Source organism: Limnothrix sp. FACHB-881, assembly GCF_014698135.1.
Taxonomy (GTDB): Bacteria; Cyanobacteriota; Cyanobacteriia; order CACIAM-69d; family CACIAM-69d; genus CACIAM-69d.
Genome location: NZ_JACJSN010000015.1, coordinates 95,224 through 117,885, shown reverse-complemented (window position 1 = coordinate 117,885; position 22,662 = coordinate 95,224). Strand labels below are relative to the sequence as shown.

Genomic DNA, 22,662 nt, shown 5'->3' with positions numbered 1-22,662 from the left:
GGTTTTTGTATCAGAAACTACTATTTCTCTGCTGAGGGGAGATACAAAACTTAGTGCTGAGACTTTGGGCTAGGCGCTGCGGTGTGCGATGATTGAGAGGGCCCGAGCGTCGCCGCAGAAATCCGTTGCACCGTCTGATGTGTAGCGATTTCAGCCGAGTCCCGGGACGAGTTTAAGACAAGCAGCTTCCTTAATGTAGGCTACTGTCAATATTTCTCTTCGATAAAGACTGTTGGGAGAATCGCTCATGATGCGCGATGCTGTGACGACTTTAATCAGAAACTATGACATTACGGGTCGCTACCTCGATCGCGACGCAATGGACGACCTGAAGGCCTACTTTGCGTCGGGTGAAGCTCGGATCAAGGCGGCATCGGTGATTAATGCCAATGCGGCGGATATTGTCAAGCAAGCGGGCTTGGCTTTATTTGAGGAAGTGCCCGAGCTGATTCGTCCGGGTGGCAATGCTTACACCACTCGGCGCTATGCGGCTTGTCTGCGGGATATGGACTACTACCTGCGCTATGCCAGCTACGCGATCGTGGCGGCGGATGCGGATGTGTTGGATGAGCGTGTGCTGAACGGTCTGCGCGAAACCTACAACTCTTTGGGTGTGCCTCCGGCTCCGACGGTGCGCGGCATTCAAATCATGAAGGATATTGTGAAGTCGCTGGTGACGGCGGCCGGTGTGGATGCCAGCGTGGTGGATGCACCGTTTGATTACATGACCCGCGAACTGAGCGAGTCGGACATCTAGGATTTTGCCCGATGGGCAAGTCTAGCAAGACATCGCCCGTGGAGGTTGGGGCCTCTGCGGGCGATTGTTTTTGCTGGATGCAGGGTTGTGGATGTTGGGCGAATGATTTTGGGCGAATGGTTTTGGGATATGCGTTGGGGTTAATCAACGGTTATTGATGGTTTGGGATTTTAGGCCGATCGGGAAGTTTCCGGCCCGATCGCCGCGCCCATTGCCGTCAACAACATGACGATCCCCGCCGCCACAAACAATCCAGTGAGGCTGATTTCCAACAACGCACCCGAGGCCGCCTGCGAAAAGGGATCCAAGGCCACCGCCGCAAACATAATCAGGCTCATCATTCGCCCCTGCATGTGGAAGGCGGTTTGCTGTTGCAGCCAAGTCATGGCCAACACACCCACCATGCCGCCACCGATCCCCATTCCCCCGATCGCGATCGCGGCGAGGGCAGTGCTGTGAACAAAGCCCAGGGAAATTAAGCCCAATCCCAAGGCTCCCGCCAGCCAAGCCAGGGGCGTTTTGAGGTTGGCGATCGCGTTGAGTTGCCCCGCAATCACCACACCCAGCAGGGCCCCCACGCCATAGGCGGCCTGAAGCGATCCAAAGGTGGTGGCGTTGCCCTGTAAGCGCACGGTTACCAGTTGGGCCACGCCAATCACGATCGGCCCCAGGATGGCAAAGTTAATGGCCGCAATCAGCAGCAACCCGATCCGAATGTCCGATCGCTGCCAGGCATAGCGCAACCCTTCGCCAATTTCCGCAGCCAGGGCCTGTTTCGGCGTTGACTGAGGGGAATGGGCCGATCGCCCGGGAGCCTTGGGTTGCACCAGAAAAATACAAAGACTGCCGAGCAACAGCAACAAGGCATTGAGGGTAAAAGTGGCCGTCAGCCCCACAGCCCCGATCGCCAAGCCCGCCGCCGCCGGCCCAACCACATTTGTGATCTGTTCGCTGCCTTGCATCCAAGCATTGGCCTGAGAAAGGCGATCGGCGGGAACCAGTTTCGGCAACAGGGCCAAAACGGCAGGATAAAGAAAGGCTTCCAGGGAACCAAAGAGAGCCGCAATGGCGATCATCCCTTCCAGGGCGAAGCGATCGGCCAGCAGCATTCCCACCACCCCCATAATTGCCAGGGATGCGATCGCCCCCGCCAGCGCCGCCACCCGATTGGTGGGCAGGCGATCGCTCATAGCTCCCCCCAACAACATCAACAGCCCCCGAGGAATCGCCGCTGCCATCAACACCGACCCCGCCGCCCAACCAGATTGGGTTTCTTGCAACACCAACCAAGTCAGGGCCACCAACCAAATTTGTGCGGCACAGAAAATTAAAGTCTGACCCGCCCACAGGTACAAAAACTGTCGGGCCGGTCTCGATTGCAACCGTTTCAAATTCAACATTGGACGCACCTCACACTGATTGCTATCACCGACTCAAACCGTTCACCACAGCAGTTCACTCAACAATCCATACACCGCCACAAAATTGATGCGACTGAGGGCCACCAACCAGCGCGATCGCTCGTGGTGGTCTTGATCTCCCCAGGCGGCCACGCGGCTCCACCCGGCCGTCAGCAGCGCCATCCAAGGAGCAAGTCGCAAGCGACCCCAGCGCCAGAAACGCACCCAGGGCCAGCGAGGCCGGTTGCTAGCAGGCTTCGATTCGGCAGGAACAGAAGCTGGAGTCAGCGTGAGTTTTGAAATCGTCCGCAGCATCGGTTTCAGGGGATTGGGGACTGAGGGCGCACTTTTTATTTCAAATGCTCGATATAAAAACGCCACGTTGAACATACGATTAAGCCGGGGAAACGTCGTATTCAGCGATGAAATTTCGAGAAAAAGCTCCAGAAAACCCAATTAAGCTTAATTAAGCCCAATCAAAAATGGCTTCAGCGCGGGGAACTAGACATAGGAACCTTGAAGTGGAAAGATAAATATGAAATTTGCTCATATTCAAGATATGAGCGATCCTCGTTTTTTGTCAAGCCCCCTATTGGCCCCAGTTCAACGCATGATGACTCCCGGAACCAAAGCTCCCCCCAAACCAGCAGCCCGCAAGAAACCACGCCAGGCCCGCAGCCAAGCCCGCGTGAATCGAATTTTGGATGTGGCAGAAAAACTTTTGATCGCCGAAGGCTACAACGCCACCACCACCCAGGCGATCGCGGCCCAAGCAGAAGTCCCGATCGGGTCGCTCTATCAGTTTTTTCCCGACAAAAACGCCATCGTCGGAGCCTTGGCAGAGCGCTATAACGATCAGATGTATGCGTTATTTCTCCAACTCCATGCCTCAGAGGCTAAAAATTTATCCCTCAAGGATTATGTTGATCGGATTGTTGATTCTTTCGATCAATTTCTGAAAACCCACCCGGGCTATTTAGCGATTCTCATGCCCTTGCAAGGACTGCCAGAGCTGGCCGAAATTGATGCAGAAAATGACGATCGCCTGATCCAGGGCTACATTGACTATTTTCAAGATCGCTATCCCGGTCAAACGGCAGAAACCTATGAGGCGATCGCCTTTGTGATCGTCAAGGGAATTGGCACATTGCTATGGTTTACTTTCGGGCAGACGGACTTGGCGCAAACCCGCTTAGTTCAGGAAACGAAGAAATTAATGTTGAGTTATTTATTGAATTATTTTGAAGACAATCATTTTGAAGACTCCGAGATCCTTGAAAGCTGATCGATCGGTTCAGAGGTTCACTCAGCGTCAGCAGGAGGCGATCGCCTGATTTGATGATTACCGAGCGCGGTTGTGCACCTCCAGTGCAATTTGCACCCGCTGCTCAGCAATTCCCAAACAGCAGGCGCAAAACAGGGTCTTGAGCCAATTACCGGGGTTAGCCGATTGCCGGGATTGATTGAAGTCTTTTAAAAGGCGGCACCCAGATTCGAACTGGGGGTAAAGGATTTGCAGTCCTCTGCCTTACCACTTGGCCATGCCGCCTTGCGCCGTTCTGTTCGGCAGATGTCATTCTGCCATCAGTTTTGCATTTGGGCAACCCCCCAGGCTCAAAATTCTGAACCAGCGAGGGAAACGGCGCGATCGCCCACCGCAGCCGATCGCCTCAGCCTAGGCCAGGCAATCTTCCAACTGCGACAGCAACGTAGCCTGATCCAAGTTTTGCCCAATCAGCACGAGCTGGTTTTTGGGTTGCCCCTTCCAAAGATCATCTTCCAGGGTGAAGCGCTTACCAGACAGGTGAAAAATGTGGCGATTTTCGCTTTCTTGGAACCACAAAATTCCCTTAGCCCGAAAGACTGCTTCCGGCATTTGATCATCCAAAAAGCTCTGGAACTTGCGGATCACAAAGGGGCGATCGCTCTCAAAGGAAACGGACACAAATCCATCATTTTCTAGGTGGTGGGAGTGATGATGGTGGTCATGGTCATGGCCGTGGTGATGATGGTCATGATCGTGGTCGTGGACACAATGGCCATGGTCATGATCGCAAGCATCATGGTTGTGATGATCATGCGCTTGTTCATGGTCATGATCGCAAGCGTCATGGTTGTGATGATCATGCGCTTGTTCATGGTCATGATCATGGGCATCAGCACTTTCTTCCGGGTGATAGTACTGATCCGATTCAAACAGGCCAACACTCAAAACCAGAGGCAACGGCACTTCCGAGTTTTGGGTGCGCAAAATGCGAGCGCCTTGCTTAATTTCCCGAACCCGTTCTTCAAGCGCTTCCACCTTTTCGGGCGCAACGAGATCGGTTTTGTTCAGCAAAATAATGTCGCCATAGGCAATTTGGCTATAGGCAGCTTCACTGTTGAACAAATCGAGGCTGAAGTTTTCGCAATCGACCAAGGTGATGATCGAATCGAGCCGCGTCATATCCCGCAGTTCAGTGCCCAGGAAGGTCAACGCCACGGGCAAAGGATCCGCCAAGCCCGTGGTTTCCACCACCAGATAGTCAATCCGTTCTTCTCGTTCCAAAACGCGATAGACCGCATCCACCAAGTCATTATTGATGTTGCAGCAAATGCAACCGTTGGCGAGTTCAATCACGCTGTCATCGTCTGAGACTTCAACGATCAGCTCTTGATCAATGCCAATTTCACCAAACTCATTGACCAAAACAGCCGTCTTCAGACCCTGTTGATTGCTCAGAATATGATTAAGCAGGGTGGTTTTGCCGCTGCCTAAAAAGCCTGTGATGATGGTGACTGGCAAGCCCAATTTAGGGGCGGCCATGACTGGGCTGGGGGCGGTTAGATCTTGACTGGTGGCCATGGGACAGGGATTGATGAAAGGAAATGAAGTAGGGCGTGGATGGGCCGTTAGCGGGTGGACGCTAGGTCAGTAGGCGCTGGGGGATGCTTCTGGCTATTGTCAATGGGATGAGAATCATTCTCAAAGATAGCTGAGATTTGTGGGATTGCTCAATCCCCGATCGCCCGTAGGCCAAAGTAGGTAATTACCAATTCTTCGGGGCCCGTGTTGGCAATTTCATGCACCTCATGGGGGGCGATCGCCAGGCAAACACCCGGAACCAGATCAAAGCGCTGCCCATCAACGATCATTGTCCCCTGGCCGGCTTCAATGAAGAAGACTTCGTGCATATCCGAGTGGGCATGGCCGGGCGCGACCTGGCCGGGCGCAAAGCAGGCTCGGGAAAAGTTGGTGAGGTGGGGAAGGTCGCCTTGTCGCAAGAGCACTTGCTTGGCGATCGCGGGGTTGTGGGAAACCCGCTCGATCGGGACTTCCGAGAGCGCAACTCGTTTCAAAACCAATCCTCTCCTCGATTTTCGGGGGGTGCTGGCGGCTCCGTGGCCACCAAATCAGACGGGGGGCGTTCATCGCTCCAAGCCCACCACACGCAGCCGCAATGACACCCATAGAACTCCTGCCACTTGCGGCGGTAGGTTTCCGTGAGCACGGGCGATCGCCGATTAATCCACACGCGCTCCGCTTCTAAAACCGATGCGCCACAGGTGGGGCAACAGAACTCCAGGGCGTGAACGGCGGAGTCTGTCCAATCGGGTGCTTCCGGTGCAAAGGCATCCATAGGTTTCTCAGAGGTGGGCTGACCAGGATTCCGCCAAGGGGTATCGGAGGGCGATCGAGTGGCAATGGCTGTTATTTAACCCCTCCTTGCATTTTAATTTGGGGGAGCGCTCCTGAACTCGATCGCTCAAAATAGCGCCGCCCAAAATAGGCTAAGCAGCAGCGGCGTGGGGCTAATTCATTTCCTTGTCCTGCTCATGAGTTATCTCAATCTCGTTTCCTTTTTGGGCATCTTTGGGCTTTGCGGTGTGGCTTGGCTCTTTTCGGAAAATCGGAAACTCATTCCTTGGGCCACGTTAATTTGGGGGCTGAGCCTGCAGCTTGTGTTGGGGTTTCTGGTGTTCAGGCTGCCCATCACGCGCGATATTTTTGATGTTTTAAATAGTGCTCTCAATGGGATTTTTGCCGCTGCCGAATCGGGGGCAAAATTCATTTTTGGTTCCCAGTTTGTTTCTAAAGATTTTGGCGAAAACCCACCTTTGGGCTATATCTTTGCCGTTCGCGCTTTGCCCACGGTGGTCTTTTTTTCAGGACTGATGGCCCTGCTCTACAGCTTGGGGGTCATGCAAGCGGTTGTGAATGGTTTTTCGCGGTTGTTTTATCGAACCACCCGACTGAGCGGAGCGGAAGCACTAAGCGGCGTGGTGAATGTGGTGACGGGGGTTGAAGCGTTGATTGTGGTGCGGCCGTTTTTGTCGCGAATGACGCGCAGCGAGCTATGCGCTATTTTGGCTTGCTGTTTTGGAACGGCTTCCTCTTCCACGTTGGCGATCTATGTGGACTTTTTGCAGCCGGTTTTTTCAAACATTTTAGGTCATTTAATTTCGGCAGCCATTATTGGTATTCCGGCTTGTTTTGTACTTTCCAAAATTTTGGTTCCGGAAACCCAAGTGCCCCTGACGCGCGATCGCCTGTCGGGGGTAATGATGGCAAATTTATCGCAAAATCCTCTGAATCCAGCCAGTCCAAGCACACCAGAACACTATCCCCTGAATCCTTTTAATGCGGCTGAAAGTTCCTTGGGCGATCGAACCTTGGCCGATCGAACCTTGGGCAATCGAGACATGGCCGGCGGGGCGATCGAGCCGGATAGTAGTCCCTGGGCGATCGCCATGGCGGGGGCCCTGGAAGGGTTACGCATTTGTGGCTGGATTGTGGCGGCCCTGGTGTTGATTGTGGGGTTGGTGTCGCTGGTCGATCGCTTCTTTGTTGCGTTAGGGCTGGTTCCCGGGCCGATCGGGGAATTATTTCGAGTGGTTACCCTGGCCAACTTGGAGGGAATTTGTTTCTTTCCGCTCACACTGCTGACGGGGGTGGCTTGGGATGATGCCTGGGAGTCGGCGGTGGTTATCGGTCGGCGGCTCTTGGAAACCGCCATTCCGCCCTATCAAACCCTGGCGGAACTGCGCCGAGACGACGCAATCAGCGATCGCACCCTGTTGATTGTGAGTTATGCGCTCTCCAGCTTTGCCCACCTGCCAGCCTTGGGCATTTTTGTAGGGGGTCTGAGCGCCCTGATTCCCCAGCGGCGACGGGAGTTGCTGAATTTGGGTTGGCGGGCCCTGTTTGTGGGCACGCTAGCTTCCCTGATGATTGCCTGTGTGGCGGGTTTTTATGACGATGGCAGCCCCCATATTTTGGGCACGCCCATGCCGCCCACCAAGCTTGCGCCGGCCACGCCAACCTTGGTGAAACCCAGCCCCCCAACCGCAACTCCGGCCCCCGCACCGCGCTAGGGTGGATCGTCAAATTTTTTAAATTTGGGATGCATTTTTGGGATGCATGATCGAATTCGGCAAACTGGTGCTATCCGTGATTGGGACGAGAGTGGCACAGACTTGGCTACAACAGACTTGGCTACAACAGACTTAGCTACAACAGACTTAGCCACAACAGATCCAGACTGCCCCTTTTTCGACTACGGTATTGAGTTTGATGGGATAGGTGGGTTGTGGGGCGATCGATGCCGAATCCTGAGCCAGAAATATTGCGCTTACTGGATCTGTTGCCGGCTTCGGCACGGATGACAATCAAGATTGTGGGTCGTTCAGAGCAACCTCAAGTGTTGTCGAGTACCTTGCCGTTGCCCTGGCAGCGCGATCGACCAATCTATGTGAATTTTGAACTGTGGCGGCGAATTCCCCGGCCCCAGCGAGATTTGTTGATGTTGCGCCAATCCTGTTGGGTAATGGGGGTGCGCTGGGTTGAACCCAACTGGTATCAAGGGGCAACCTTGGTGGGCTTGGCCAGCGCCGCTTGGCAAATTAGCCAAGGGGACGCATTGGGGGCAGTGGCTTCCGGTGGGCTGGCGGGCTTGGCCGGCTGGCAAATTTGGCGCAACAACCAGCGAACCGAGCGGGAATTGGAAGTGGATCTCGATGCGATCGCGGTGGCGGTGCGTCGGGGCTACGAAGAACCGGAAGCGGCTCGGTTGTTGCTTGAAGGCATCGAAGCAGTGGCCCAATTGGAGCGGCGACCGGGCATGGAATTTTTGGAATTGCTTCGTTGTCAACGCTTACGCGCGATCGCCGGTTTATCTCCCCTCCGGCATGAGTCATGATCCCTAGGCGATTGGTGCGACGGGTTGCCCTGGTGACAGTGATGCTGGCGGTGGGCCTCGGTGGGGGCCTGGGGGCCTGTGGTCGATCGAACCCGGGAGTTTCAGTTCCAGACAGGGCCCCCGGGCCAACGGCGGAGCTGACGGCCACGGAGACCGCCCGCCCCACCCCAACGGGCACGGCAGGGTATCAGTACCAAGCGCCCAATCGCAGTTTTCAAATTTGGTTTCCGGCCATACCCGACAGCTCAACGGATCCCTGGGTTTCCGCTCATTACGACGGCGGCACGCGGTTCTATTACGCCAGGGGTGATCAGGCGGGGCCGGCCATTGATTCCGCCAATTCCGGTTCATTGCCACATTACCTTCAGCATGTGGCCACGGGGGTGGCATTGCAGTTTGGGGCCGAACGGGTTCAACGATCGGAATGGGTGCGATCGAGCCAATGGCCAACTCTCAAATTTTCCTTTCAAAACAAGCGCGGCATTCAATACGAAGCCCGCGCCATTTTTCGCCCCGCCTATAGCCAATTATTTGTGCTGGTTTTTGGTACCACGGCGGCGGAGTCATCGATGGGTTGGCCGGAATCTCGGGCCTTTTTCCAATCCTTCCGCCCGATCGATCCCGTCCCTTCTGAACCGGCTAATTTGCCCGATCGCCCTGATCCTACCCCGGTGGATTAACCCCAAGGATTGAGTTCCCGTGAGTTAATCCCCCGGAATTGATCTCAAATCAAGCGATCCCAGATCAAACGACCCTAAATCAAGCAATCCCAAATCAAGCAATCCCAAATCAAGCAATCTAGGCAACCGGTTCCCGTTGGGCAATGACAGCATAGAACGGATCACCACCGCCTAGCCCCAACATTCTCAGGAAGGCGGGCCCGCTCGATCGCTCGATTATGTATTTCGGTTTGCCAAAGCCGGGCACATGGTTGAAATATTCACAAACCAGGGCCACTCGATCGGTTTCGGAGCGATCGCGCCAGGCTGCGATCGCCTTTTGATAAAACATCCGATTGGAAAAACTGACAATGGCAATGCCGCCGGGTTTCAGAATGCGATGAATTTCACTGAAAATTGCTTCCGGATATTGCAAATATTGCACGGAAACCGTATTCAAAACCGCATCAAAATAGGCATCTTCAAAGGGAAGTTTCAAATCTACATTTAAGTTCTGCACAATGGAGCGATCGAGCCGGGGATTTTTGGCCAATTCCGCCGCATTCATCCCATGGCCCACCACCTCCGCAAACGTTAAATTTTCCGGTAAATGGGAAACCCAACTGCTCATCAAATCCAGAATCTTGGTGTTGGGTTGCAGTTGTTGGCCATAGAGCTGAGTCAGCCGATCAATAAACCCCTCATCCACATGGGTTACCAACCGTGGGTCTTGGTAAAAAAAGTTGTCGTTGCTGTCATCGAGTTTGGTGCGATCGTCGGGACGGAGCAGCATCATGATCGGGCAGAAAAGCGATAGAAATGGGCAATCAATACTAGGGTACAGAAAATTGCTGGTTGAGCCGGGGAATCACCGCGCTAGGATGAATCGGACGGCGGCGAGTTGAAAGCTATGGCACTTTCGCGACGAGACTTTTTGGGGCGATCGGGAGCGGCGCTGGCCGGATGGGGGCTGGCAGAGGCGATCGCAGCCCAACGGGTGGCGCAAGTGTTGGCGGAACCAACCGGCCGGCGCAAGGCCCTGTTAATTGGCATTAATCAATACGAACCGGCGGCGATCGCCCCCAACGCGGCCTCGGTGGCCTTGGAAGGTTGCCTGAATGATGTGGCCCTCTGGCAAGAACTCCTAACTTCGCGGTTGGGCTTTCAGGCGGCAGATGTGGTGACCTTGACCGATCGGGCGGCGGGGCGGGCCCAATGGCAAGCGGCATTGGAGGACTGCGCGGCGGGACTCCGGGCCGGTGATGCGGTGGTGTGGCAATTCAGCGGCTATGGGGGCATTTTGGCCGATGGAACGGGCCTGTTGGTTCCGGTGGATGGCCATTTGGCCGCCGGAACCCGTGAGGCGGCGACCCCTTCAGAGCCGATCGCCCCCCTGCGCGATTGGAGCGAAGTCACGATTCAAGACTGGCTGCGATCGCTGCCCACGGAACGGGTGCTGGGCGTTGTGGATGCGGGATTTGCCCCTGCTCCGGCCCAAGCTTGGGTTCGCCATCGATCGCGCCCGATGCTCACCCCTGGTGTTCTGGATCCGGAAGAACTGGCTTGGCAGCAACAGTTACGCCGCGCCCGATCGGGGCGATCGACCGCCGCCAGCGGGTGGTGGTTGCGGGCCAGCCAGTCCGATCGCCCCGTGCTGGAATTGCCCCAATCGGGATTTGTGGCCGGGGCCTTCACCTGGGCTTTGGTGCAACAACTTTGGAACAGCCTCCCCGCCAGCACCCTGTGGTTTGACCTGGCTCGCACCGCCGCCCAGGTTACGGATCAAGGGGGCCAGCAACAGCCGATCGCCCAACGGCTGGGGGCCGCTGCGATTCGGGAGAATATTGGGGAAAAAATTGGGGGAAATATTGGGGAAAACTTGGGGCAATGGTTGGCCACGGCAGCGGGGCCCAGCGCGGGCACAGTCTTGGCCACGGATTCGGTGAATCGCACGGTGACGGTGAGCTTGGCCGGTTTGGCCCCTGCGGTGTTGGCAGGCGCAACCCAGGGTCTCATTCTGGAACCCGCAGCCACGAATTCAGCGGATGACACAGCCTGGATTGGGGGACTGCGCATCACCAGCCGCAATGGTTGGCGGGCGATCGGGCAACCCGTGACCGAAGACAGCCGCGATCGCCCGGTTGAGGCCTTCGCCTGGCAATCGGGGCAACTCTTGCGGGAACGGTGGCGCATTTTGTCCCGCAACTTGGGGCTACAGGTGGCTCTCGATCCAAACTTTGAGCGCATTGAGCGGATTGATGCCACCAGCGCCTTTGATGCCTTGTCCCATGTGACGGTGGTGAATCCCGAAAACCGGGCGATCGATGCTTGGTTTGCCCGGGCGGCCCGCCCCACTGCCAATCCTGACCCCAACGGAGACGAAACCAAAACCGCCTATGGCCTCTGGCGACCGGGCCAAACCCTCTGGCCCAATACGGTGGGTGAAGGTGGCGAAGCGCTCAAGACCGCCGTGCAGCGCTTAGGGCCACAATTACATAGTTTGTTGGCGCGGAAACTTTGGCGGGCCACGCTGAATCAGGGAGCCGGTTGGCCCGTGCGCATCACCCTGGCGGCTTTGGAAACGCCCGATCGCCCCCTTCTGCAATGGAGCACTTTGCCCAACGCTGGCGGTGCGATCGGCCCCAACGGTTCGATCGCCCCGGCCACCTTCACCAGCGGCAGCCGGCCCCAACTCACCCTGGAAAATGCCGGAACCGTTCCCCTGTGGGCCTTAGTGTTGCAACTGGATTCCCTGGGACGAGCCACCCTGGTGCAAGACCTGGGGCAGGATACGGAGCCGGGCCAAACCCTGTTGGCCCCCAACAGTCGCCAAACCCTCAGTTGGCCCGCTGCCCCCAGTCGGGGCTTGGGGTCGCTGTTGGTGTGGCTCAGTCGAGATCCCCTGGAGCGGGTGCAGGCCAGCTTGCCCAGTCGGCAAACCGGTGAGGGCGATCGCCTGTGGCCCCTGGCGCAACCGCTGGCCCTGGCCCGCCAACTGTTGGAAGATCTCCAGCAAATCAGCGTGAATCATGCTGCGCCCCCCAGTCGATCGCCCAGCCCCGATAGCTATACCCTCGACTGTCGGCAATGGATGGCCTGGGAATTGCCCTTTCGGTTAATTTAGAAACTCCACCAGGATTCGATCGCCCCGATTCAGATTCAACCGCTGGGCCGCATTCCCCCCCGCACAGGCCACCTCCACCCAATCGTGGCTACCCACCAGCGCCACAAAGTCATGGAGCGATCGGCTGCTGTAGGTGAGTTGCGAGGGAATCAGTTGCTCGCCAATGCGCACGCGCCAGGAGCGATCGCTCACCCGTTGGGCCGGAATGGTGGAAATCAGATTGCCAAAGTGATCCACATGCTGCACCACTCCTTCCAAGCTGGCCGGATTGGCCCCGGCCGCCGGATGGGACACCAAACCCGGCAACGGCAAATTCACTAAACTGGCCGGGTCGATCGGGTTACCCAAATCCGCCAACGGAACCCCATTAGCCAAGTGGGCCGCCACGGCCGCAAAAATATCGCGGCCGTGGAATGTGTGGCTCGGGTTCGGCAATCGCCAAAAGTTGCGCTGGGTCAGCACCACGGCCGACTCCGCCGGGAATTGCGCCAACAGGCCACTCCAAAGGCCGTTGTCTGGGCCCACCAACCAGCCCCGATCAAAGGCGATCGCGATCGGCCGCCGTTCGCCCCCCACTCCCGGATCCACCACCGCCAAGAACACCGTCCCCAACGGAAACGCCGCCGCCGAATTGGCCAACACAAACCGCGCCGCCCACAAATCCTGAGGGGGAATTTGGTGAGTCAGATCAATGGTGGGAATGGCGGGATTGACCTGGGCGATTACCCCCTTCAGCACCCCCGCATAGCCATCGGCCGTGCCAAAGTCCGTCAACAGGGCGATCGGCCGAGGCGGCGCTAACCAAGCGGTGAGGGGAGCTGTTGAGGAAAAATCCATGGGTTACCGAAAGATGGGGGCCTTGAACATCATTTGAACATCAGTTACTTGAATCGATTCTGAAAAAAGATAAATTTTCTGTAATAGCTGATACTTTCTGAATCAAAATTACGCTATCTTAGCAATGGAAGGCCCTCTAAGGAGTGGCTAGTGTCGCCAGCCGAAGCTAATGATTGGCTTCTGCAAGCTGAATCATCGCAGCATTCGCGCCTTCTGTCGTCTGGTTGGTCACTTCAACGATCGTCCCAGGCACTCTCAACCCCTATCCACCTTTCGTCGATCGTTTCCTAGCCATGTTTGGAATCCGCCGCAATCGCCCCAACCCCGCCCAAGTTGCGCAAGTTCACCGCGAAAATCTGCGCAAGCTGCTGGAACACCGCATTGAAGTGGCTCGCGCCAAGGGTGACAACGATTTGGTTCGTAGCCTCGAAGCCGAAGCTGAGTACCTGAAATAACTGTCAATCCGTCAATTAAGAGCTGATTCAATTTGTTCAGAATCGCTTGCCGATCGGCGCTTGGGTTCTGCGTTGTCGCAAGTTCCCGCCCGTCTGATCTTCCAAGGAAAAGTCATCACATCAAAGCTGCCTGGGTCGCAAAACCTGGGCAGCTTTGTATTGGGGCTGCTTTCAGCAGTTCTTCCCGCAGCCCAAAGATCCGCGATCGGATGCGTCCCAAGCGGGTTTCGATCGATCAGTTTTGATCGAGATTGCGATCTGCCTTGGGTCTGCTACGAACCGACGACCCAGGCGGCTGTGGAGATGGTTGCTTTAGGCGGATTCCGTCAGTGCCCCATAGAACTCGGGCCGGCGATCGCGGAAAAAACCAAAACTGGCGCGATCGAGCGCCGTCTGAGTCAAATCCAACTGAGCCATCAGGATTTCGGGTTGATCGATCGCCCCTTGGGTCAGCAGCTCGCCTCGGTGATCGCAAATGAAACTCGTGCCGTAGAACTTTTGCCCCTCTTCATTGCCGATCCGGTTAGCCGCCACCACGGGCACGACATTACAAACCGCATGGCCCAGCATCGCCCGCATCCACAGGGGCCGCGTATCCAGGTTTGGCTCCTGGGGTTCCGAGCCGATCGCCGTGGGATAGAGCAGCACTTCCGCCCCCATCAACACCATCGATCGGGCACATTCGGGAAACCATTGATCCCAACAAATGCCGACACCGAGGCAACCAAACCGGGTGTGCCAAACCTTAAAGCCCGTGTTGCCCGCCCGGAAATAGAACTTTTCTTCGTAGCCGGGGCCGTCGGGAATGTGGCTTTTGCGGTAGAGACCGAGGATCGAGCCGTCCGCGTCGATCGTCACCAAGCTGTTGTAGTAGTGCTGGCCGTCGCGCTCAAAAATTGAGGTGGGAATGACTGTGCCCGTTTCCCGCGCCACCTGCTGCATGGCCACCACCGCCGGATGTTCCGTGGCGGGGTAAGCCGAGGCGAAAAACTCCGCCCGTTCTTCTTTGCAAAAATAGGGCCCTTGAAATAATTCCGGCGGCAAAATTACTTGCGCCCCTTGGCTAGCTGCTTGGCGAGCGGCGGCCACAACGCGATCGATATTGTCCTGTAAATTCCAGGTTTCAAAGGCATCTTGCAGGGCAGCAACGGTAACAGTGCGATGGTTTGTCATGGGTTGAAAAGGATGGTTGTTGGTGATGGAAATAGACTCTAAATCTAAACTTGCTATCTGAGTTTGTAGAGAATATAGGCTTCAGATAAAACGCGATCGCGAAAATATCGGCTGAGTTCTGCCGGTGTTCGCAAATCAACGACTTTTCCAAAGAGCTGAGTCAGTTCGTCCTGCATCGTCACAATTTGGAACCCTGGTGTTTTACCCGGTAAAAACTGCACCAAAATATCCACATCGCTATCATCTCGGAAGTCTTCGCGCAGAACAGAACCAAAGAGCGCCAACACTTGAATGTGGTGACGTTGGCAAAAGTCCTGAATAGCCGGTTCAGGAATTTCAATTGGGAGAGCTTTAGGAGCAACCTGATGGGTAATTGGACGATCGAGCATAGAACGATTCCAAATCGCGATCGCTAGCGGGGTTGCTGTTGGGAAATGCAGTGGAACGAGCCACCCCCTTGCAGGATATTTTTGGCGGGCAAACCGATTACTTCCCGATCGCCCCAAATATCTCGCAAATCCTGGGCGATCGCCTGCAAGGCCACCACTGCTGCCCCATCAAAGGGCGAACCGTATTGGGGCACAATCACCCGCGTATTGCTGATATAGAAATTGACATAGCTGGCGGCCATCAGCTCGCCCTCCTCGTCTTCCACGCGACCCGGTGATGGGATGGTCAACACCTTGATCGCCCGGCCCTTGGCATCCCGTACCGCCTTCAACGTGGCGATCGCCTCTAGGAGCGCCTCCCGGTTGGGATCATCGGGGCCGCTGGGTTCCATGCACACCACCGTTCCCGGAGCCACAAACCGCGCCAAATTGTCCACATGGCCATCGGTGTGGTCGTTTTGCAGCCCATCGCCCAGCCAAATGATTTGCTCAATGCCCAAGTTGGATTGCAGCTTGGCTTCGATGTCCGCTTGCGACAAATCGGGATTGCGGTTGGGGTTCAGCAAGCATTGGCGGGTAGTTAGCAGCGTGCCTTCGCCGTCGTGGTCGATCGCCCCGCCTTCAAGGGTCCAGGGATGCGGCAAAAAGTCCACCCCCGATTGCAGGGCGATCCGTTCCGCCACCGAGTCGTCATAGTCGAGCAGATATTTGCCGCCCCAACCATTGAACCGAAACCCGATCGCCACCGGCTCCCCTAAGCTGTCGCGCAAAAACAGCGGCCCCGTGTCCCGCAACCAAATGTCCCCAAAGGGTTCGTCGTAAATTGTGGCTCCCAAGGGTTCCAGGGCGGCTTGGGCTTCCGCCACCTGGGCCGAACCGCAGGCGAGCACGTGCAGCGCTTCCCCACGCGGCTGGCCGGTGGCGGGGTCGCAATCGGCGATCGCCCGCGCCAGACCCAACACCTCCGATTGCACATCGCGATAGGCATCGAGCCACAAATCGGGATGGCTGGGCCAAGCCAACCAAACCGCCGCATGTTCGTGCCATTCAGGAGGGAAATACATGGGACGTGATGAGAATTGCAGGACTGGAGATGATCAAACGATTGGAAATGGCGGTTTGAAATGGCGATCAAGCACATTTCGTAGGGGCGCACCGCCGTGCGCCCATCTGTGGCGTACTTTGGCCTAACCGCGCTACTACCGGGCTGATGGGGTCAATGCTGCGTTCACCCTAGCCGATCGAGGTGAACAGCCGGTTAAGCCGCCGTCTTCAACCTCAATCAATGCCCAATGGATCGAACGAAACTTAGCCAAAAATCAAGCGCGATCGCCCCGAGGCCACCGCGCTGATTGAAAACAACGATTCAACGGGGATTGATCGACAGCTTTGCAGCCCGATCGCCCCCCGTTGCTCACTAGTTGCTGCCCGTGAACACCAAATCGGGAAATTTGTCTTGGGCTTCGGCCAGAGGACGCTTGCGGCCTTCTTCTTGCCAGTAGTTGATAATTTCCGTGGCGCGGTTCAACAATTCCACCCGATCGGACTCCGAAATCCAATGCTTGGATTCCAGCTCCGACTTCAGTTGTTCCCACGCATCGTTCCGCGGCCAGAAGAAATAGGCCGTCAGCGGGCTGGTTCCTTTGCCCACAACTTGATCCACCGCCAAAGCGACGTTTTCTTCAAGCCAGAGAACCTTTAAAATAAACTTCGACAAGCTGATGCCTCCAAGATCGACTGCTACGGGTATTTGGCAAGGGTTCGGCCAGTCGGGATCTTCAGACGAAATTTACGCGACTCCAGCGGGTCTTCAACTCGTCCAGGGCGATCGCAACTGACGACAGCACAGCAGTCTATCGTACCGCAAGGGGGCGGTTGACGATCGCCTTTCCGCAATTAGCAGCGATCGGATCATCGCCACAGGCCCCCAGATCGCCACGAGATCGCCATAATGTCGCCGCGATGTCGCCATGATATGGTTGCGGCTGTTGAAACAGGATTGCAGATTATTCTGTTGATTGACCCTTTCCATGACTTCCAATTCTCTCCAGGCGATCGCGGTTTTTGACATTGATGGCGTAATTCGGGATGTGGGCCAGTCCTACCGCCGTGCCTTGGCGGACACGGTGGAAGCCTTCACCGATGGCCAATTTCGCCCAACGATGGCGGACATTGACGCGATTAAAGCCGAAGGATCTTGGAATAACGATTGGTTAGCCTCTCAGGAATTTGTCTATCGATTTTGGGAAAGTCAGGGGCGATCGCGCGCAGAATTGGCCCTGAACTATGACGAATTGGTCTTGTTTTTCCAAAAGCGATATCGCGGCCCCAATCCCGAAGATCCCAGCAGTTGGACGGGCTACATTTGCGATGAACCACTGCTGGTCGATCGCGCCTATTTTGAACAGCTCACCGCGTCCCAAATGGGCTGGGGATTTTTTAGCGGCGCTACACCGGCCTCAGCCAATTTTGTTTTAACTCAGCGGGTGGGGCTAATCGATCCGGTGTTGGTGGCCATGAATGATGCGCCGGAAAAACCCGACCCCACGGGCTTGCAAATGGTGGTCGATCACCTGGAACCGGCCGGGTTGCAACTGCCGGTGATTTATGCGGGCGACACGGCGGCGGACATGCAAACGGTGCTGAATGCGCGCAAAATCGCCCCCGATCGCCGTTGGATTGCGGTGGGCATTTTGCCGCCCCATGCCCTGGTTGATTCGGCCACGCGCGATCGCTACACTGCCACCTTGAGGGCCAATGGCGCAGATGTTGTGTTGTCGTCGGTAACGGAATTAGCGGGCGATCGAATTCGAGATTGGCATTAACTGCGGCGGCTTCGATCTTGAACGAGGCCTTGAACTCAGCATTTGGCCCGACAATAGGGAGCAGTTCGATCGCACATTTCCCATGGCTTTGCCCCTATGGCTTTGATTGATCCGGCTCCGTTGTTGGCCTTTTCGGAAGCAGCAAAAGTTTTTCGAGGTGATGAAAAAGGCGAGGCCCAAACCTTTTTGAATCGCTTTTTTGCGGCCTTTGGCTATGCGGACGCGATCGCAGCGGGGGCGGTGTTTGAAACGCGGGTGGCCAAGGGCAGCGCCAGCGGCCACACGGGCTTTGCGGATTTGGTGTGGCGATCGAGCGACAAGCCGCCCCGGCCGGGGGTGCTGTTTGAAATGAAAAAGCGCGGCGAATCCCTGGAGAAGCATCGCCGCCAAGCCTTCACCTATTGGGAGCGCCTGGTTCCAAACCGGCCGCGCTACGTGGTGTTGTGCAATTTCGATTGGTTTTGGATTTACGATTTCGATACGCAAATTGATGAGCCGGTCGATCGGATTGCTTTGGCAGATCTCAGCCAGCGATCGAGTGCATTTGCGTTCATGAAGCCGGGTGAAACAAAGCCGGTTTTTAACAACAATCAACAGGAAATTACCCAAGAAGCTGCCATGCGGATGGGGCAGCTTTATCGAGACTTGGAGAAGCGACTTTACACCAAATCCGGAAGTTTTAAACCGATTGATATTCAGCGGTTTGTGTTGCAGTGCGTTTTGGCAATGTTCGCGGAAGATCGGGGGCTGTTGCCGTCGGATTTGTTTACGCGCTGCGTTTTGGACTGTTTAGAAGGTGAGAGTTCTTATCAGATTCTCGGTGCGCTATTTGATGAAATGAATCGGAATCATATAGCTCCTGCGGGTCGGTTTCAGGGGGTGGGCTATTTCAACGGTGGTTTGTTTGCCAAGGTGTTGCCGATCGAGCTGAACTCGAAGGAGCTAGAAATTCTGAAGGTTGCGGCCCAAGAGGATTGGAGCCAGATTCGACCGGCAATTTTTGGCAGCATTTTTGAGGGCACGGCGAATGGTGATGAGCGGCGGGCCCATGGAATGCATTTCACGTCAGAAATTGACATTATGAAAATCGTGCGGCCGACGATTTCGCACTATTGGGAAGCGAAGATTGAGGCGGCCAAAACGGTGAACGATTTTGAGAAATTGCACCAGGAATTAATCGAGTATCGGGTGCTTGATCCGGCTTGTGGGTCGGGAAATTTTCTCTATGTGGCCTATCAGGAAATGAAGGATCTGGAGAAGGTAATTCTCGATCGCATCTGTGATCTCAAGCAGTCGGTGCAAATACCGCTGAGGTCGGTGAGTCCGCTGCAATTTTTTGGGATTGATATTAATTCGTTTGCGGTGCAGTTGGCGCAGGTGACGATGACGATCGCCCGAAAAGTAGCAATCGATCGGCTCCAAATCAAGGAAGAAGCCCTGCCTTTGGACACATTGGATCAAAATATTGTGCGCCAAGATGCGCTGTTTAATTCCTGGCCCCAAGCGGATGCCATCATTGGCAACCCACCCTTTTTGGGTGGAAATCGAATTCGTAAGGAACTCGGAGATAAGTATATTGAAAAGGTTTTCTCTAGATTTCCAGAGGTAAAAAATCAAGTCGATTTTTGTACCTACTGGTTTCGGCTAGCTCACGAGAGTTCTATAGCATCTACTAGGGTAGGTCTAGTTGCAACTAACACCATTAGACAGGGAAACACTAGAAAAGCAGGTTTAGACTACATTACAAAGAACGGAGGAAGGATTTATAGTGCCGTTTCTTCACAGCCTTGGTCTGGCGAGGCTGTTGTTCAAGTCAGCATTGTTAACTGGAGTTATGATGATCAAAAGCTTTTAATTTTGGATGATCAGATAGTTTCGCAAATTACGCCATCTCTCTCGGAATCATTGGATGTTTCGTCAGCGGAAAAACTATTAAGCAATAGAGGATTTTGCTTTGAGGGTGTAAAGCCAACTGGCAAGGGCTTTATTGTTGATGAAGAAACAGTTAAAACTTGGGTGATTTCAGATAAAAAGAATCAATCCATTATTAAGCCTTTTTCTACTGGAACTAATTTAACCAAGGTTCCTGGATGCAAGCCAAGCCGATGGATCATTGATTTTGAAAATCGATCTTATGATGAAGCTAGTCAATACAGCTTGCCATTTAAGCATTTAGAGAACACAGTTCGTCCAATTCGCCAAAATAGTCGAGAATTAGTTCTTCGAGAACAGTGGTGGCGATTTAAGAGAACTAACGAAGCCATGAGGACGGCTCTAGCTCATCTTCGGGACTTCTATTTAACAATTCCGCGACACTCCAAATGGGTGACGTTCATTCCTGCCCCACTGGAATGGTTACCAGGTGACGCATCTAATGTTGTTGCTTCGGATGATTTTTATGTATTGGGAATTTTGACTTCGGATATACACCGGCAGTGGGTCAAAGAACAAGCTTCAACGCTTAAAGGCGATACGCGCTATACGCCCAACACCTGTTTTGAAACCTTTCCATTTCCCCAAAAACCGAGCCAAAAAATCATCAACGACATTCGGCAAATCGCCCAGGATTTGCACGATTACCGCACCCAAATCATGGAACAACGCCAATGGGGTATCACCCAACTCTATAACGGCTATTTCCACGAACCCGCCAGCGGCCTCGCCAAACTCCACGCCAAACTTGATAAGGCGGTACTGAAAGCCTACGGATTCAAAGCCAGCGACGACATTTTGGAAAAACTGTTGGCGCTGAATTTGGAATTGGCAGAAAAAGAACAACAAGGTGAAGCGATCGTCGGGCCCTGGGCGCTCGATCGACCCCCAGGCGATCGGTCGAATTAACTAATCAAAGCCAAACCGTCTTTTAGCTTTGTTGGGCAATCCAATCGAGACAACATTGGCGGAAATGATCGCCCCGAACTTCAAAATTCGGGAACTGGTCAAAGCTGGCACAGGCAGGCGACAGCAAGACGATCGGGGCCTCGTGTGCTTTGGCCAACTCGGCGGCCCGGGGCACTGCCCGATCGAGCGTTTCCACAATTTCCGTGGCCCCATAGCCAGCCGCTTGCAGATTGGCTTGGAAGGTTTCGGCCGCACTGCCAATCAGCAAAACGGCGGCGGCTCGGGACTGAATGGCCGAAATCCAGGCGCGATCGTCCCCTTCTTTGGCCTCGCCGCCCGCAATCAGGATCGCCGGTTGGGCCACCGCCTTCAGCCCCACTTCGGCCGCGTCGTAATTGGTGGCTTTGCTGTCGTTGATGAAGTCGATGCCTTGCCAACTGCCCACCCGCTCCAGACGATGGGGCACGCCGGGAAAGTCGCGCACCGCCTGGGCAATGGTTTCCGGGGCAATGCCAGCGTAGTGGGCCGCAGCCACGGCCATCAGCAGGTTTTGTTGGTTGTGGCGGCCGGTCATGGCCAGGGCGCTCACGGGCACGATCGCTTGGCCAGCCACCACGGCCCAACCGTCTTCGACCCAAGCCCCCCGATCGGGGTTGGCGGGCAACTGGTCACGCCCGTCCACGCTCGCCCAAATGGCGTTGGGATAGGGGGCGATCGCCTGGGCCCGCAGGGCCGGATCGTCACCGTTCAAAATTTGCAGGGCCGCTCGATCGATCAGGCTGGCTTTGATGTTGAAGTAGTTATCTAGGCTGTAGTGGCGAGCCAGGTGGTCGGGGGTGAAGGTGGTCCAAATGCCAATTTTGGGGGCCAGGTTTTGGGAGGATTCAATTTGGTAGCTGCTGACTTCGGCAATCACCCAATCGATCGGGTCAGCTTCCGGCAGGGCCAAGCCACAGGCGGCGGCTCCAATGTTGCCGCAGGCGGGCGCTTTTAGGCCGGCCGCTTGAAAGATGGCGGCCGTGAGGGCGGTGGTGGTGGTTTTGCCGTTGGTGCCAGTGATGGCCACCCAAGGGGTCTGTTGCAGGTTGCGCCAAGCCAACTCCATTTCCCCGATCGTGTCGATGCCGAGCGCCCGGGCCCGGGCCACGCCGGGGCTATCCCAAGGCACGCCGGGACTGACCACCACTAAATCCGGTCGCGGCTCGATCGGGTCGGGGTTGAAGGTGTCGCCCAATCGGACTTGGATGCCCAACTGGGTGAGTGTGGCTTCGATCGGGGCCAGGCGATCGCCCGTTCCCCGATCGCTCACGGTCACCTGCCAGCCCTGGGCCGCCAACAGTTGCGCCGCCGCCACTCCAGATTTACCCAATCCCACAATCCAAGCCGTTTGCACGCTCAAGGCTCCCGTTTTGTTTCTGAACTTTTGCTTCTGAACTGCTGTTTTTGAATCAGACTCTCTTTAGCGCTGCCGTTCCCGTTCCAAGGCATCGATCGCGTCACCCAGGGCCGTGGTCAAATCCCGTCGGGTGCGATCGTGGGCTTCTCGTTCTGCCTGGAGCTGCCGTACCAGTTGTGCCAGTTGCTCGCGCAGTTGCCGACATTCAATTTGAGCCTCGGCCAGGGTGGCCGGAGTGCTGGCGGGCAGGGCGGCCCCGGCGCTGGCGGCCTCTCCCAGCGGTTCCCACCCGTCCAGCACTGCATCGGGATTGCCCCGCAGCCGATCGACTTCCCCTTGCAGCCGGGTCTGTTGTTGCTGAAACTGTTCCCGATCGGCTCGGCGTTGTTGGGCTTCCGTGGTGTAACGGGCTTGCCAAGCGTCGGCGGCCTGGTAGGCCGCATCCCGATCGCGTTTCAGGTCGGTCACCTGTTGTTTGAGGGCTTGAATTTCCCCAATCCATTGGGTGACCTGTTCGTGGGACAGGGGCCCTGCCCCATTCAGCCCTTGGTTGCTCATGGCCGATCTCCGAATGGTTGCCAACTGCTTGCGGACAATTGCTAATTTTTCAGCAACTAATTTTTTAGC

At 55.7% G+C, this 22,662-nt stretch carries 22 protein-coding genes and 1 tRNA gene; 9 read left to right on the top strand and 14 right to left on the bottom strand.

The annotated features are described in order from the left end of the window. The first annotated feature begins 250 nt into the window (after nt 1-250). On the top strand, nt 251-757 hold the full coding sequence (gene apcB, locus H6G52_RS13980) for an allophycocyanin subunit beta (RefSeq protein WP_099531842.1): 507 nt from the start codon (nt 251-253) through the stop codon (nt 755-757). 170 nt (nt 758-927) lie between these two features. Here apcB and H6G52_RS13975 read toward each other — a convergent pair whose 3' ends face one another. Both H6G52_RS13975 and H6G52_RS13970 read right to left on the bottom strand, forming a co-directional pair. Further along, the gene (locus H6G52_RS13975; protein ID WP_190529102.1) at nt 928-2,157 is read right to left on the bottom strand and encodes an MFS transporter; all 1,230 of its coding nucleotides are present in this window, start codon (nt 2,155-2,157) and stop codon (nt 928-930) included. A 42-nt stretch (nt 2,158-2,199) separates the two neighbouring features. Next, the gene (locus H6G52_RS13970) at nt 2,200-2,472 is read right to left on the bottom strand and encodes a hypothetical protein (RefSeq protein ID WP_190529100.1); all 273 of its coding nucleotides are present in this window, start codon (nt 2,470-2,472) and stop codon (nt 2,200-2,202) included. Nucleotides 2,473-2,767: 295 nt separating this feature from the next. Here H6G52_RS13970 and H6G52_RS13965 point away from each other — a divergent pair, with 295 nt between their 5' ends. Then, complete coding sequence (locus H6G52_RS13965; RefSeq protein ID WP_242026389.1) at nt 2,768-3,442, top strand: TetR/AcrR family transcriptional regulator; 675 nt, start codon at nt 2,768-2,770, stop codon at nt 3,440-3,442. Nucleotides 3,443-3,635: 193 nt separating this feature from the next. On the opposite strand, the gene H6G52_RS13960 is transcribed toward H6G52_RS13965, so the two are convergent. From H6G52_RS13960 to H6G52_RS13945, 4 genes are all read right to left on the bottom strand, one after another. Further along, nucleotides 3,636-3,706: transfer RNA gene (locus H6G52_RS13960), tRNA-Cys, on the bottom strand. 126 nt (nt 3,707-3,832) lie between these two features. Continuing rightward, entirely contained in the window at nt 3,833-5,002 is a 1,170-nt protein-coding gene (locus H6G52_RS13955; protein WP_199312417.1) for a GTP-binding protein, read from the bottom strand. A 149-nt stretch (nt 5,003-5,151) separates the two neighbouring features. After that, entirely contained in the window at nt 5,152-5,496 is a 345-nt protein-coding gene (locus tag H6G52_RS13950; protein ID WP_190529097.1) for a cupin domain-containing protein, read from the bottom strand. Next, nucleotides 5,493-5,777 (bottom strand): hypothetical protein, encoded by a 285-nt coding sequence (locus tag H6G52_RS13945; protein ID WP_099531740.1) that lies wholly within the window; start codon nt 5,775-5,777, stop codon nt 5,493-5,495. The genes H6G52_RS13950 and H6G52_RS13945 overlap by 4 nt, the downstream gene beginning before the upstream one ends. 196 nt (nt 5,778-5,973) lie before the next feature. Here H6G52_RS13945 and H6G52_RS13940 point away from each other — a divergent pair, with 196 nt between their 5' ends. From H6G52_RS13940 to H6G52_RS13930, 3 genes are all read left to right on the top strand, one after another. Next, nucleotides 5,974-7,512, top strand: a complete 1,539-nt coding sequence (locus tag H6G52_RS13940; protein WP_190529096.1) for a NupC/NupG family nucleoside CNT transporter — start codon at nt 5,974-5,976, stop codon at nt 7,510-7,512. Nucleotides 7,513-7,727: 215 nt separating this feature from the next. Continuing rightward, complete coding sequence (locus H6G52_RS13935) at nt 7,728-8,336, top strand: DUF3318 domain-containing protein (protein ID WP_234406475.1); 609 nt, start codon at nt 7,728-7,730, stop codon at nt 8,334-8,336. Next, a complete protein-coding gene (locus H6G52_RS13930) occupies nt 8,333-9,016 on the top strand; it encodes a hypothetical protein (protein WP_190529094.1) in 684 nt (227 codons plus the stop codon). Before H6G52_RS13935 ends, H6G52_RS13930 begins: the two co-directional genes overlap by 4 nt. A gap of 118 nt (nt 9,017-9,134) precedes the next feature. Here the strand turns inward: H6G52_RS13930 and H6G52_RS13925 are convergent, their stop codons facing one another. Then, a complete protein-coding gene (locus tag H6G52_RS13925; protein ID WP_099531736.1) occupies nt 9,135-9,788 on the bottom strand; it encodes a class I SAM-dependent methyltransferase in 654 nt (217 codons plus the stop codon). A 117-nt stretch (nt 9,789-9,905) separates the two neighbouring features. Between H6G52_RS13925 and H6G52_RS13920 the strand changes: the two genes are divergently transcribed. Then, on the top strand, nt 9,906-12,119 hold the full coding sequence (locus tag H6G52_RS13920; protein WP_190529092.1) for a caspase family protein: 2,214 nt from the start codon (nt 9,906-9,908) through the stop codon (nt 12,117-12,119). Here H6G52_RS13920 and H6G52_RS13915 read toward each other — a convergent pair. Continuing rightward, nucleotides 12,111-12,956, bottom strand: coding sequence for an S-adenosyl-l-methionine hydroxide adenosyltransferase family protein (locus H6G52_RS13915; RefSeq protein ID WP_190529091.1), 846 nt, complete (start codon nt 12,954-12,956; stop codon nt 12,111-12,113). The two genes, H6G52_RS13920 and H6G52_RS13915, sit on opposite strands and share 9 nt — an antisense overlap. 293 nt (nt 12,957-13,249) lie before the next feature. On the opposite strand from H6G52_RS13915, the gene H6G52_RS13910 reads away from it, so the two are divergent. After that, nucleotides 13,250-13,411, top strand: a complete 162-nt coding sequence (locus tag H6G52_RS13910) for a hypothetical protein (RefSeq protein ID WP_190354042.1) — start codon at nt 13,250-13,252, stop codon at nt 13,409-13,411. 312 nt (nt 13,412-13,723) lie between these two features. Here H6G52_RS13910 and aguB read toward each other — a convergent pair whose 3' ends face one another. From aguB to H6G52_RS13890, 4 genes are all read right to left on the bottom strand, one after another. After that, the gene (aguB, locus tag H6G52_RS13905) at nt 13,724-14,584 is read right to left on the bottom strand and encodes an N-carbamoylputrescine amidase (RefSeq protein WP_099531733.1); all 861 of its coding nucleotides are present in this window, start codon (nt 14,582-14,584) and stop codon (nt 13,724-13,726) included. Between the two features lie 53 nt (nt 14,585-14,637). Beyond that, nucleotides 14,638-14,973: a nucleotidyltransferase family protein gene (locus tag H6G52_RS13900; protein WP_190354041.1), complete on the bottom strand. Its 336-nt coding sequence runs from the start codon at nt 14,971-14,973 to the stop codon at nt 14,638-14,640. Nucleotides 14,974-14,996: 23 nt separating this feature from the next. Continuing rightward, nucleotides 14,997-16,037, bottom strand: coding sequence for an agmatine deiminase family protein (locus tag H6G52_RS13895; protein WP_190529090.1), 1,041 nt, complete (start codon nt 16,035-16,037; stop codon nt 14,997-14,999). 353 nt (nt 16,038-16,390) lie between these two features. Further along, nucleotides 16,391-16,690: a 30S ribosomal protein PSRP-3 gene (locus H6G52_RS13890; RefSeq protein ID WP_099531728.1), complete on the bottom strand. Its 300-nt coding sequence runs from the start codon at nt 16,688-16,690 to the stop codon at nt 16,391-16,393. Nucleotides 16,691-17,003: 313 nt separating this feature from the next. Here H6G52_RS13890 and H6G52_RS13885 point away from each other — a divergent pair, with 313 nt between their 5' ends. Together H6G52_RS13885 and H6G52_RS13880 are read left to right on the top strand one after the other, a co-directional pair. Beyond that, nucleotides 17,004-17,798, top strand: a complete 795-nt coding sequence (locus H6G52_RS13885) for a TIGR01548 family HAD-type hydrolase (RefSeq protein ID WP_190529089.1) — start codon at nt 17,004-17,006, stop codon at nt 17,796-17,798. 96 nt (nt 17,799-17,894) lie between these two features. After that, nucleotides 17,895-20,639 carry a DNA methyltransferase gene (locus tag H6G52_RS13880; protein ID WP_190529088.1) on the top strand — a complete coding sequence of 915 codons (2,745 nt, stop codon included), beginning with the start codon at nt 17,895-17,897 and terminating at the stop codon, nt 20,637-20,639. Nucleotides 20,640-20,661: 22 nt separating this feature from the next. Here the strand turns inward: H6G52_RS13880 and murD are convergent, their stop codons facing one another. Next, a complete protein-coding gene (murD, locus tag H6G52_RS13875) occupies nt 20,662-22,032 on the bottom strand; it encodes a UDP-N-acetylmuramoyl-L-alanine--D-glutamate ligase (RefSeq protein ID WP_190529087.1) in 1,371 nt (456 codons plus the stop codon). Between the two features lie 66 nt (nt 22,033-22,098). After that, nucleotides 22,099-22,593 (bottom strand): hypothetical protein, encoded by a 495-nt coding sequence (locus H6G52_RS13870; RefSeq protein WP_190529086.1) that lies wholly within the window; start codon nt 22,591-22,593, stop codon nt 22,099-22,101. Nucleotides 22,594-22,662 lie beyond the last annotated feature (69 nt).